At 69.0% G+C, this 11617-nt stretch carries 11 protein-coding genes; 7 read left to right on the top strand and 4 right to left on the bottom strand.

Annotated elements, in window-relative coordinates; genetic code table 11:
- The first annotated feature begins 12 nt into the window (after positions 1-12).
- On the top strand, positions 13-939 hold the full coding sequence (locus tag ABD882_RS06630; RefSeq protein ID WP_345185470.1) for a diacylglycerol/lipid kinase family protein: 927 nt from the start codon (positions 13-15) through the stop codon (positions 937-939).
- Between the two features lie 69 nt (positions 940-1008).
- Here ABD882_RS06630 and glnA read toward each other — a convergent pair whose 3' ends face one another.
- Positions 1009-2433 (bottom strand): type I glutamate--ammonia ligase, encoded by a 1425-nt coding sequence (glnA, locus tag ABD882_RS06625; protein ID WP_345185468.1) that lies wholly within the window; start codon positions 2431-2433, stop codon positions 1009-1011.
- 222 nt (positions 2434-2655) lie between these two features.
- Between glnA and ABD882_RS06620 the strand changes: the two genes are divergently transcribed.
- The 4 genes from ABD882_RS06620 to ABD882_RS06605 are packed head-to-tail and all read left to right on the top strand — an operon-like array spanning position 2656 to position 5793.
- Positions 2656-3573: a MetQ/NlpA family ABC transporter substrate-binding protein gene (locus ABD882_RS06620; RefSeq protein ID WP_345185467.1), complete on the top strand. Its 918-nt coding sequence runs from the start codon at positions 2656-2658 to the stop codon at positions 3571-3573.
- 7 nt (positions 3574-3580) lie between these two features.
- Positions 3581-4645 carry a methionine ABC transporter ATP-binding protein gene (locus ABD882_RS06615; protein ID WP_345185465.1) on the top strand — a complete coding sequence of 355 codons (1065 nt, stop codon included), beginning with the start codon at positions 3581-3583 and terminating at the stop codon, positions 4643-4645.
- Positions 4642-5313 carry a methionine ABC transporter permease gene (locus ABD882_RS06610; RefSeq protein ID WP_345185464.1) on the top strand — a complete coding sequence of 224 codons (672 nt, stop codon included), beginning with the start codon at positions 4642-4644 and terminating at the stop codon, positions 5311-5313. The genes ABD882_RS06615 and ABD882_RS06610 overlap by 4 nt, the downstream gene beginning before the upstream one ends.
- Before the next feature lie 51 nt (positions 5314-5364).
- Entirely contained in the window at positions 5365-5793 is a 429-nt protein-coding gene (locus ABD882_RS06605; RefSeq protein WP_345185462.1) for an RDD family protein, read from the top strand.
- 22 nt (positions 5794-5815) lie between these two features.
- On the opposite strand, the gene ABD882_RS06600 is transcribed toward ABD882_RS06605, so the two are convergent.
- Complete coding sequence (locus tag ABD882_RS06600) at positions 5816-6298, bottom strand: ATP-dependent zinc protease family protein (protein ID WP_345185460.1); 483 nt, start codon at positions 6296-6298, stop codon at positions 5816-5818.
- A 25-nt stretch (positions 6299-6323) separates the two neighbouring features.
- Between ABD882_RS06600 and ABD882_RS06595 the strand changes: the two genes are divergently transcribed.
- Complete coding sequence (locus tag ABD882_RS06595; protein WP_345185459.1) at positions 6324-7520, top strand: RimK family alpha-L-glutamate ligase; 1197 nt, start codon at positions 6324-6326, stop codon at positions 7518-7520.
- Positions 7521-7539: 19 nt separating this feature from the next.
- On the opposite strand, the gene ABD882_RS06590 is transcribed toward ABD882_RS06595, so the two are convergent.
- Positions 7540-8250: a DUF4191 family protein gene (locus ABD882_RS06590; protein WP_345185457.1), complete on the bottom strand. Its 711-nt coding sequence runs from the start codon at positions 8248-8250 to the stop codon at positions 7540-7542.
- 161 nt (positions 8251-8411) lie between these two features.
- On the opposite strand from ABD882_RS06590, the gene ABD882_RS06585 reads away from it, so the two are divergent.
- Positions 8412-9842, top strand: a complete 1431-nt coding sequence (locus ABD882_RS06585; protein WP_345185456.1) for a THO complex subunit 7 family protein — start codon at positions 8412-8414, stop codon at positions 9840-9842.
- A 14-nt stretch (positions 9843-9856) separates the two neighbouring features.
- On the opposite strand, the gene sucB is transcribed toward ABD882_RS06585, so the two are convergent.
- A complete protein-coding gene (sucB, locus tag ABD882_RS06580; RefSeq protein WP_345185454.1) occupies positions 9857-11533 on the bottom strand; it encodes a 2-oxoglutarate dehydrogenase, E2 component, dihydrolipoamide succinyltransferase in 1677 nt (558 codons plus the stop codon).
- Positions 11534-11617: the final 84 nt, after the last annotated feature.

The following is an 11617-nucleotide window of genomic DNA, read 5'->3' as shown; positions in this document are numbered from 1 at the left end:
ATGCTGGCATGCATGGCGACCATCGGTGTGATCCGCAATCCTGTCAAACTCGACTCCGAGGACGAGCTGCGTGCGGCGATCCTCGCGCAGGATCCTGATGCGCGGATCCACTCGTTCCCCACCACTGAGGACGACCCCGGCCGCGCGATGGCGCAGGCCGCGCTGGATGCCGGCTGCGAGATCGTCTTCGCGGCCGGCGGCGACGGCACCGTCCGCGAGGTCGCCGACGTCCTGGCCGGGACGGAGACGGCGCTCGCGATCGTTCCCCAGGGCACCGGGAATCTGCTGGCACGAAACCTCGGGGTGCCGCTCGGCGGGGTCGCGGATGCGGTCACCCACGCCCTCCGCGCGGCGCCGCGGCGCATCGACGTCGGGACGATCGACGTCACCGACGGCGACGCGTCGGGTCCGCACACGTTCGTCGTCATGGCGGGGCTGGGCCTCGACGCCCGGATGCTGGTCGAGACCGATGACGATCTCAAGGCCAAGGCCGGCTGGCTCGCGTATGTGAAGGCGCTCGGCGTCGCGGCCGCCGCGACCGAGCTCGTCTCCGCGCAGATCGTCCTCGACGACGATGAGCCGGCGCAGGCCCGGATCCACACGCTCATGATCGGCAACTGCGGCATGATCCAGGGCGGCATCACCCTGCTTCCGGATGCCGAGCCGGACGACGGGGTGCTGGATCTCCTGCTGATCAGCGCCGACGATGCAGCGGGCTGGTTCGAGACGGTGCGCACGGTTGTCTGGGACAACGGCCTGCGGCGCCTGTTCGGAGACGACGAGACCACCAGCACGGACACCGTGCGCCATGCCTCCGCGCAGCGGATCCGGGTCGAGCTGGACGTGGCGCAGCCGTTCCAGATCGACGGGGAGGAGCGCGGCGAGGTCCGCGCCTTCACGGTCGCCGTGCGGCCGGGAGTGCTCCTCGTGCGCGCCTGAGCACGCAGCGAAGAGCCCCGTCCTGCCCGGGGGATGAGGGGCAGGACGGGGCTCTGGGAATCGCGAGGCTCAGACTCCGAAGTACAGCTCGTACTCGTACGGGTGCGGGCGCTGCGCCATCGGCAGGATCTCGTTGTTGTACTTGTAGTCGATCCAGGTCTCGATGAGGTCCTTCGTGAACACGCCGCCTTCGAGCAGGAAGTCGTGGTCCTCGCGGAGCGCCTCGAGCGAGTCCAGCAGGGAGTTCGGCACCTGCGGGATGTTCTTGGCCTCCTCGGGCGGGAGCTCGTAGAGGTCCTTGTCGATGGGCTCGAGCGGCTCGATGCGGTTGCGGATGCCGTCCAGGCCCGCCATGAGCTGCGCGGCGAAGGCGAGGTACGGGTTGCCCGAGGCGTCCGGCACGCGGAACTCGATGCGCTTGGCCTTCGGGTTCGAGCCGGTGATCGGGATGCGGATCGCGGCCGAGCGGTTGCCCGCGGAGTACGCCAGGTTCACCGGGGCCTCGAAGTGCTTCACCAGGCGGTGGTAGCTGTTCAGGGTCGGGTTGGTGAAGGCGAGCACGGCGTGGGCGTGCTTGAGCAGGCCGCCGATGTACCAGCGGGCGGTGTCGCTGAGCTGGCCGTAGCCGTTCTCGTCGAAGAACAGCGGCTTGCCGTCCAGCCACAGGGACTGGTGCGTGTGCATGCCGGATCCGTTGTCGCCGAACAGCGGCTTCGGCATGAACGTGACCGTCTTGCCCCACTCCTGCGCGGTGTTCTTGACGATGTACTTGAACTTCAGGATGTCGTCGGCCGCGTGCACCATGGTGTCGAAGCGGTAGTTGATCTCCTGCTGGCCGGCGGTGCCGACCTCGTGGTGCGAGCGCTCGAGCGTGAAGCCGGCGTCGATGAGGCGCAGCGTGATGTCATCGCGCAGATCGGCGGTCTTGTCGACCGGGGCGACGGGGAAGTAGCCGCCCTTGAACGGCGTCTTGTTGCCGAGGTTGCCGCCCTCCTCCTCGCGGCCGGAGTTCCACGCGGCCTCCTCGGAGTCGACCTTGTAGAAGCTCTCGCCGGCCGTGACCGAGTAGCGCACGTCGTCGAAGATGTAGAACTCGGCCTCGGGGGCGAAGTAGGCGGTGTCGGCGATGCCGGTCGACGCGAGGTACTTCTCCGCCTTCTTGGCGACCTGACGCGGGTCCTTGCCGTAGATCTCGCCGGTGCGCGGGTTGTAGATGTCGAACACCAGGACGATGGTGCTCGCCTCGCGGAACGGGTCCACGTACGCGGTGGTCACGTCGGGGATGAGCTGCATGTCGGACTCGTGGATCGACGCGAAGCCGCGGATCGACGAGCCGTCGAAGAGCTGGCCGTTGAGGAAGAAGTCCTCATCGACAGTCGATGCGGGAATGTTGAAGTGCTGCTGCACGCCCGGGAGGTCGGTGAAGCGGATGTCGAGGAACTTGACGTCGTTGTCGCGGATGTACGCGAGCAACTCGGCGGAATCGGTGAACATGCGTGAACTCCTGAGGGAACGGGTGTGGTCGAGCGACCTGCAAGCAGGTTACGAGCGAGGGATGACGCGATCGTGTCTGGAATGTTTCCGGGGTGTTACGTGGGGCCGTGCGTCCCCACACCACCCTGCCTCATCCGGGCTGTGTTTCCGAGTGCGACGATCCATGACCCGATATTTCGGGCGACGGGCGCGCACGCCGTGCGGGATGGTTCGATCCTCGGTATGACTACTCATCGAGTGAACCGCATCCTGTCCGCCCTCGCGCTCACGGCGGCCGGCATGATGGTGTTCGCCGGGTGTGCGTCCGGGACGGGCGTCGCATCGAGCGCATCCTCCGACTCGGCGGCCGCGAAGCACATCGTGATCGGAACCGACGACGGCAACGAGCAGTACTGGACGATCCTCAAGGGCAAACTGAAGGCCGAGGGCATCGACCTCGAGGTGCGCACCCTCAGCGACGGCGTGCAGCTCAACCAGGGCGTGCAGGACGGCGCGCTGGACGTGAACCTCTTCCAGCACCTCATCTTCCTGTCCCAGTTCAACGTCAAGAACGGCGGCACGCTGGTCCCGGTCGGGGCGACCGCGGTCTATCCGCTCGCGCTCTACTCCGAGCAGTACCACGCGGTGAAGGATCTGCCGAAGGGAGCGACCATCGCCGTTCCCAACAACCCGACCAATCTCGCCCGCGCCCTGCTCAACCTGCAGAAGGCCGGCCTGATCACCCTGAAGGACGGCGGCAGCGCCCTGGCCACCCCGGACGACATCGTGACGTCGTCGATCACGCTCAAGCCCGTCGATACGAATCAGACCGTGACGGCGTTGAAGGACGGCAGCGCACAGGCGGCGGTGGTGAACAACACGCAGGCGCAGAAGGGCGGCCTCGCCGACGATCGGATCATCTTCAAGGAGACGCTCGACGACCCGAAGCTCGCCCCTTACATCAATGTCTTCGTCACCCGCGCCGACAAGAAGGACGATCCGCGCTGGGCGAAGCTCGTCGCGGCCTATCACACGCCGGAGGTCGAGGCCGCCGTCACTGCGCTCAACCAGAAGAACCTGAAGTTCCAGGGCAGCTGGACGGCGGCGAAGCTCGGGGAGGAGCTCACCTCGCTGCAGGCTCAGCTGAAGACCAAGGGCTGAGCCCGAGATGGCATCGGTCATCGAGTTCGATGCGGTGTCCAAGACGTATCCTGCCGCGCCGTCGGGGAGATCCCGGCGGTCCGGCGGGTTCACCGCCGTGGACGACGCGACGTTCACCGTCGAGAAGGGGTCGATCGTCGGCGTGATCGGATACTCCGGAGCGGGCAAGTCGACGCTCGTGCGCCTCATCAACGGGCTGGAGCGCCCGACCTCCGGCGAGGTCCGTGTCCTGGGGATCGATGTCGGAGCGTCGTCTCCGGCGGAGCTGAGGAGGCTGCGCGGCCGCATCGGCATGATCTTCCAGCAGTTCAACCTGTTCCACGCGCGCACGGTGCGCGGGAACATCGCCTATCCGCTGCGGGTCGCGGGCTGGGACAAGGCGGACATCGAGGCGAGAGTCACCGAACTGCTGGAGTTCGTGGGGTTGACGGACAAGGCGGGGCAGCGCCCGCGGCGGCTCTCCGGCGGGCAGAAGCAGCGTGTCGGCATTGCGCGGGCCATCGCCGCCAGCCCCGAGCTGCTGCTCGCGGACGAGGCGACCAGCGCACTGGATCCGCAGACCACTGCGGAAGTGCTCGACCTGCTGCGCCAGATCAACCGTCGGCTGGGCATCACGATGGTGGTGATCACCCACCAGATCTCGATCGTGCACGAGCTGTGCGACCGGGTGGTCGTCATGGAGAACGGCAGGATCGTCGACCAGGGCGACACCTACCGTGTGTTCGCGCACCCCCGGGCGGAGCTCACTGCGCGCTTCGTCGACGCGGTCACGCAAGGCGTGCCGCAGGGCGACACGCTCGAGGCCCTGCGTTCGGGCGGAGGCGTGCTGCTCAGCGTCGACGTGAACGAGGTCACCAGCGAGGACGTGTCGGCGGTGCTCGACCGGCACGGCGTGCGCGGCACGGTGGTGTACGGCGGCGTGACCGACGTGCGCGGACAGCAGCTCGGCACGCTCACCTACCGGATCGAGGCGGAACGCGCCGCCGTGGTGCCGATCGCGGTAGAGCTCGCAGCACGCACGCGCGCCGTACTGCCTGGCGACGTCGGAGCACCGGCGGGAGCTGCGCGATGACCGTCTCGCTGGCCGACTGGGGTTCGCTCGCGCCGGTGCTGCTGCAGTCCGTGCAGGAGACGGTGATCATGGTCGTCGTCACGCTCGTGATCGGCGGGATCGCCGGGCTCCTGCTGGGAGCGCTTCTGTACGCGACCCGACCGGGCAACCTGTTCCAGCATCCGCTGTTGTTCCACGCGCTCAACCTGGTCGTGAATCTGATCCGACCCATCCCGTTCATCATCTTCCTCACCGCGGTGGCCCCGGTGACCAAAGCCGTCGTGGGCTCCACGCTCGGCACAGCGGCCGCGATCGTGCCGATGACGATCATGGCGGCCGTGGTGATCGGCCGCGTCGTCGAGCAGAACCTCGTCGCTGTCGATCCCGGCATCGTGGAGGCGGCAGGGGCGATCGGCGCACGCCGGATCTCGATCCTGTTCACCGTCGTGATCCCGGAAGCACTCGCGCCGCTCATCCTCGGGTACACGTTCATGTTCATCGCCGTCGTCGACATGTCGGCGATGGCCGGCTACATCGGCGGAGGCGGGCTCGGCAACTTCGCGATCCTGTACGGCTATCAGCAGTTCGACGCCCAGGCGACCTGGGTGACGGTCGCGATCATCGTCGTGATCGTCCAGGTCGGTCAGTTCCTCGGGAACCGGCTCGCGCAGCGGATCCTCAACCGCTGAGCGGCGATCATGTCGGCGGGCAGGGCATGGCGCTTCGCCTAGGCTGGAGCGATGTCTGCTTCCGCCCAGAGCTATCCCGGTGAACGACTCGGCCTGCCGAAGAGCGGCCCGGGCAGCGTCGGCCGGATCGGCCGACGGATCGCCGCTCTGGCCATCGACTACGCGGCCGCCTCCATCATCGCCTCGGCGTTCCTCGGCTTCCAGCAGTTCGCGCTTCCCAAGGAAGCGGGGATCACCCAGTTCGCGCCGATGATCGTGTTCGCCGTGCTGCAGATCTTGTTCATCCCCACCATCGGCGGCAGCCCGGGGCACCGGCTCGTGGGAATGCGTCTCGTGATGCTGAACGGCACGTGGGTGGGGCTGTGGCGGCCGATCGTGCGCACGCTGCTGCTCGTCGTGGTGATCCCTGCGGTGATCTTCGACTCCGATCAGCGCGGACTGCACGACCAGGCGATCGGGACGGTGCTCGTCCGGGCCTGAGACCCAGGGCGCGCCGTCGCGTTCACTCGCCCTCGTGGCCCCGGTTCAGACGCCGGAACGGCTTCGGCGGCTTGCCGCCCAGGAACGAGCGCGCGGGGTCGATCGTGAAGCCCTGGCGCAGCGCCTCGCGGCCGATCAGCATGCGGAATCCCATCTCGCTGCGGTTGCTGAGCGTGACCTCGGCGGTGACGCGGTGCCCGACCAGCATGAGGTCGAGCAGCACGACCAGGCGGCTCTGCGCATGCCCCGAGGACGAGCGCACGTCGCGACGGTCGAAGACAGGAAGCTCCACGGCGACGAGTTCGTGCGCGCCCTGCCAGGGGCGCACATCGAAGCGCACCCACGGCGCGCCCTCGCGTTCGAACTCGTGAATGTGCTGCGCGTGCAGCGAGGAACTGCGGGCGCCGGTGTCGACCTTGGCCTTGATCCAGGGGATCCCGACGTCCGGGAGAGTCACCCACTCCCGCCACCCGATAAGGGTGCTTGAATGAGGGGATCGATCCACGTACACATCCTGGCAGGAAATCACAGTGAAGCTCGCCGTGCTCTCGCGCGCCCCGCAGTCATACTCCACCCAGCGCTTCCGCGCGGCCGCCGTGCAGCGTGGACATGAGATCAGGGTGCTGAACACCCTGCGGTTCGCGATCGACCTCACCGCGGATGAACCCGACCTGCACTATCGCGGCCGCCGGCTCAGCGACTACGACGCGATCCTGCCGCGGATCGGAAACTCGATCACGTACTTCGGCACCGCCGTCGTGCGCCAGTTCGAGCAGATGGACGTGTACACGCCGAACACCGCGAACGGCATCTCGAGCGCGCGCGACAAGCTCCGCGCGAACCAGATCCTGTCCCGCCACAACATCGCCATGCCGCCGACGGCGTTCGTGCGCAACCGCGCCGACGTGCGCCCGGCGATCGAACGCGTCGGCGGTGCGCCCGTCGTCATCAAGCTGCTGGAGGGGACGCAGGGGATCGGCGTGATCCTCGCGCCGCAGGTCAAGGTCGCCGAAGCGATCATCGAGACGCTGCACTCGACGAAGCAGAACGTGCTGATCCAGAGGTTCATCGCCGAGAGCCGAGGACGCGACATCCGTGCCCTCGTCGTGGGCGATCGGGTCGTCGCCGCCATGCGCCGGGTCGCGAACGGCGACGAGTTCCGCTCCAACGTGCACCGCGGCGGCACGGTCGAACCCGTCACCCTCGACCCCGTCTACGAGCAGACCGCCGTGCGCGCCGCCCAGATCATGGGCCTGCGCGTCGCGGGCGTCGACATGCTCGAGGGCGACGACGGGCCGCTGGTCATGGAGGTCAACTCCTCACCCGGTCTGCAGGGCATCGAGGCCGCCACCGGGCTCGACGTCGCCGGTGCCATCATCGACTTCATCGCCAACCAGGTGAACTTCCCCGAGATCGACGTGCGCCAGCGTTTGAGCGTGTCGACCGGATACGGCGTGGCAGAACTCGTCATCCATGCGGGAGCCGAGCAGGTCGGCAAGCAGCTCGGTGACCTGGGCCTGTGGGATCGCGACATCACGGTGCTCACCCTGCACCGCGGTGTGACCGTGATCCCGAACCCGCGCAAACACGTCGTGCTCGAGGATGAGGACCGGCTGCTCTGCTTCGGCAAGCTCGATGAGATGCGCTCCATGATCCCCGAGCGGCGTCGCCGCCGGGCGAAGGTCCGCAAGCTCCGCAAGGAGCACCTGCCGGACGCCACGGCCTGATCGGCGCGCGGCGCGTCGCTCAGCGCGGACGCGGTGCGCGCGCGCGCAGCGGGTCGATGCCCTTCGGGATCGGCAGCGAGGCGACGGACTGCGACACCGACTCCATGCGCTTGATGACGGCGGCCATGGTGGCGTTGTCGATCGCCTTCGGCAGCTTCTTGACCGTGCGGGCGAGCTTTTCGATCGGGACGTCATCGTCGCCGTGGCCGACGTAGAACACGTTCACGGGCACGCCCTGCGCGACGCGCATGGCCTTGGTCTGCTCATCCTTGACAAGGCGGGTCAGCCGGCCGCGGGAGCCCTCTGCCACGACGACGATGCCGCCCCGGCCGATCGCACGGTACACCGCGTCCTGCGACTTCGGGTTCACGCCCACCGGGATCTCGGAGCCCTGCCAGTTGCGGCCGAGCGCCGTGCTGAGCACATGGCCTGCGGCTCCCGGCATGCCGTCGAGCTTGCGGTACATGGCGGTGGTCGATAGGCGCGTCATGAGGAACATGGCACCCAGCAGGCCCAGCAGCAGACCGGTGATGCCCCACAGCACGACGCTCCAGATCTGGAACGGGGGGATCAGGTAGCCGACGATCAGACCGACCAGCACACCGAAGACCAGCAGGGCGATCTGCGCCCAGGGCAGCCACGGGTAGATCTCCCGCGTGAAGATGAAGAGGGAGCGCAGCTGCGAGAAGAAGCCGGGCTGCTTCTCCGTCGCCGTGGGACTTTTTGCCATGCCTTCCAGCCTACCGAGTCCGCGGGGGTCTGCAGGGCCGGATCTGAGCCGCTCGCGGTGAGCGAACGCGGTGATCCCGCACAGGCGCCTTCGCGCCGGGATTGTGCACCGATTCGGCGACGGGCGTCCCGCGGCGACGCGCAGGCCGGTGGGATGGGCGCATGACGGAGCGCAGCAGGGGAATCGCCGTGGCGGGTGCACATCGCACCGTGCGCACGCTGACGGATGGGGAGGGGCCTTTTGCGGGCGGGTTGGTGACGCGGGGCGAGGGCGTCGCCGTGTGCGTCGACGCCGCTCTGCTGGCCGGGTGGGCAGGGTGGCGATTCGCCGGATCCGAGCATGTGGCCGCACCCGAGGATCTGGCGCTGCGCGCGGATGGGCAGGATGCCCTGCTCCCGTGGTGCGTGCGTTCGGTCGAGTCTTATCTCGGGCTGCGGTCGGATGAGGATCCGCTCGCGAACGGCGAGGCTGTGACCCTGGCGGTGAGCGTGCTGCGCGGGCTGGTGGAGCTCGAGGCCCTGGACGACGCCGATGACGCGCCCGCCGGGCAGTGGTGGCTCACGGACGAGGGGCGACCGGTGTTCGTGATCGGTGCCGGGGATCCGCCGCGGGCGGTGAGTGCGCGCCTGATCGACGTGCTCGAGACGGGGATCGAAGACCGCGCACTGCGGCGGGTGCTGTCGCGGCTGCGTGCCGCGCTCGACGAGCCCCGTCGGCTGCGCGCCGAAATCGCGCGATGGGAGCAGGAACTGCTCGAGGTCGCCGCTCCCCGCGCCCTTCGCACTGTCGACGGCGAAGGGCAAGCGGCGCTGATCCGGGTCGGCGAGTCGCAGGACCGGACGCGGGGCGTGCGCCGTCGGGAGCTGCGGGCCCTCGGCCCGAACGCGACCGGCGGGGCCGGAAGCGACGATTCCCGCCACCCGGGGCTGCGGAGCTGGCCCCGTGCGGGCGCCGCACTCTGGCGGACTGCCCGGGAGCGGGTCGTCGAGCGCATGCCTCGGCGGGTGGGGCAGCGAGCGGAACCGCCGACGGGTCGGAGACGCTGGGTCGGCCCGGCCGTGGTCGCAGCCGGGGCCGCGGCAGCCGTCTGCGTGCTCGGTGTCGTCTGGCCGACCGGCGGGGGCCCTCCCACGGCCGGCGCCGCGGACCGCCGCAGCACGCCTTCGGCCTCGCCGTGGCCCGGCGCATCCGCGGGAACGCCTGGTCGGTCGCCCGCGCCCACCACGACATCCCCTGCCGCAATCCCGCCGAAGACTGCCACGCCAGGAATCGCGCCGACCCTCGGGCCCTCGCGCAGTCAGGATCCGACAGCCGCCGCGACGGAGCTGATCGCCGGGGTGCGGCGGTGCCGACAGACGCCGGCCCCCGCCTGCGATGTGCTCTGGGACGGCGGACGAGACGCCGCCATCCAGATCCGCGGAGACGGCGCAGCACCGGTCCTCATCGAGGACTACGGCGACATCGCCGCGGTGCGCAATCCCGCTCAGGAGGGCGCGCAGATGATCGTGATCATCCGCAGAGACGGCGAATGGCGGATCCGCGACGTGTACGACGTCGCGGATCCGCCATCCGGTGGGGCGGCAGCCCTGTGAGCGGTGAGCCCTGGTCAGGCGCCGAGCTGCGAGGCGAAGTCCGAGGGCTCGAGACGCGCCTTCACCGACGACAGGAAGCGGGCGGCGTCGGCACCGTCGATCGTGCGGTGGTCGTACGACAGTGCGAGATAGACGTACGAGCGGACGGCGATCGCCTGCTGACCGTCGACCGTGACCACACCGGGGCGCTTCACGACGATGCCGGTGCCGAGGATCGCGGACTGCGGCAGGAACACCACAGGAGTGTCGAACAGCGCGCCACGCGACCCCGTGTTGGTCAGCGTGAACGTGCCGCCGGCGAGCTCGTCGGGCTTCAGCTTGTTGTCGCGGGTGCGTGCGGCGAGGTCTGCGATCTCGTGAGCGATCTGCGCGATGCTCTTCGAAGCCGCGTCGCGCAGGACCGGCGTGAGCAGTCCACGCTCGGTGTCGACCGCGATCGAGATGTTCTCGCTCGCGGGGTAGACGATGTTCGTGCCGTCGACCGTGGAGTTCACGATCGGGAACTCCTGCAGCGCCTCGGCCGTGGCCAGGGCGAAGAACGGCAGGAACGACAGCTTGTCGCCGGTCTTCTGCTGGAACGAGCCCTTGACGCTGTCACGGTAGTTGGACAGGCGGGTCACGTCGACCTCGACGACCGTGGTCAGCTGCGCAGTCTGCTGCATCGATGCCACGGCGCGCTCGGCGAGCACCTTGCGCAGACGCGACATCGGCTGGGTCGTGCCGCGCAGCGGCGAGATCTCACGGGCCTTCGGCGCGGCGGCGACCGCAGCGGGTGCAGCTGCGGCTGCCGGAGCGGCCGCGGCGTTGATGACATCCTCCTTGCGGATGCGACCGCCGACGCCCGTGCCGGCGAGAGCGGCGAGGTCGACGCCCTTCTCTGCGGCGAGACGGCGCACCAGCGGCGTCACGTAGAGCGAGTCAGAACCGGAGTCGGCCGGAGCTGCCACAGGTGCCGGAGCCGCCACGGGGGCCGGAGCAGCCACAGGTGCCGGAGCCGCGGGAGCGGGTGCCGGAGCGGCAGCCGCCGAGGCCGGAGTTGCAGCCGCAGGGGCCGGTGCAGCGGCGGGAGCACCGCTGCCGATGCGAGCGAGCACGGAGCCGACCGCAATGGTCTCGTCTTCGGCGGCCAGGATCTCCTGCAGCGTGCCGGCGACCGGAGACGGGATCTCGGTGTCGACCTTGTCGGTGGAGATCTCCAGGAGCGGCTCGTCGACGGCGACGTCGTCGCCGATCTGCTTCAGCCAGCGGGTGACTGTGCCCTCGGTGACGCTCTCGCCCAGTTCGGGCAGGCGCACGTCGGTCGCGTCAGAGGATGCGGCCGGAGCGGCGGCAGGAGCGGGTGCTTCGGCGGCGGGTGCTTCTGTGGCCGGCGCCGGAGTCTCGACCGCCGGTGCGGCTGCGGCCACGGGAGCAGCCTCCTCCGCGGCGGGAGCGGCCGGAGCCGCAGCGCCCGAGCCGTCGCCGATGCGGGCGAGGATCGCGCCGATCTCGACGGTCTCGTCCTCGGAGACGAGGATCTCCTCGATCACACCGCTGATCGGTGACGGGATCTCGGTGTCGACCTTGTCGGTCGAGATCTCGAGAAGGCCCTCGTCGGCCTCGATCGTGTCGCCGACCTGCTTGAGCCAACGGGTCACTGTGCCCTCGGTGACGCTCTCTCCGAGGGCGGGGAGGACCACGGGTGTGCTCATGACGGAGTCTCCTTAAGGATGTTCGTGATGGTGTTCAGCTTAGTAGGGAAGGGGCCGTGCGGCCCGACAGGGATTTCCACGATG

It is taken from the genome of Microbacterium panaciterrae (assembly GCF_039541635.1).
GTDB lineage: Bacteria > Actinomycetota > Actinomycetes > Actinomycetales > Microbacteriaceae > Microbacterium > Microbacterium panaciterrae.
Note: the sequence above shows the minus strand (reverse complement) of the source record. Positions and strands in the feature narration are given on the sequence as shown.

Coding starts and splice junctions, on each gene's coding strand:
- ABD882_RS06620 (WP_345185467.1), top strand. CDS start 2,656: ATGACTACTCATCGAGTGAACCGCATCCTGTCCGCCCTCGCGCTCACG.
- ABD882_RS06585 (WP_345185456.1), top strand. CDS start 8,412: ATGACGGAGCGCAGCAGGGGAATCGCCGTGGCGGGTGCACATCGCACC.
- ABD882_RS06630 (WP_345185470.1), top strand. CDS start 13: ATGGCGACCATCGGTGTGATCCGCAATCCTGTCAAACTCGACTCCGAG.
- ABD882_RS06610 (WP_345185464.1), top strand. CDS start 4,642: ATGACCGTCTCGCTGGCCGACTGGGGTTCGCTCGCGCCGGTGCTGCTG.
- ABD882_RS06590 (WP_345185457.1), bottom strand. CDS start 8,250: ATGGCAAAAAGTCCCACGGCGACGGAGAAGCAGCCCGGCTTCTTCTCG.
- ABD882_RS06615 (WP_345185465.1), top strand. CDS start 3,581: ATGGCATCGGTCATCGAGTTCGATGCGGTGTCCAAGACGTATCCTGCC.
- glnA (WP_345185468.1), bottom strand. CDS start 2,433: ATGTTCACCGATTCCGCCGAGTTGCTCGCGTACATCCGCGACAACGAC.
- ABD882_RS06605 (WP_345185462.1), top strand. CDS start 5,365: ATGTCTGCTTCCGCCCAGAGCTATCCCGGTGAACGACTCGGCCTGCCG.
- sucB (WP_345185454.1), bottom strand. CDS start 11,533: ATGAGCACACCCGTGGTCCTCCCCGCCCTCGGAGAGAGCGTCACCGAG.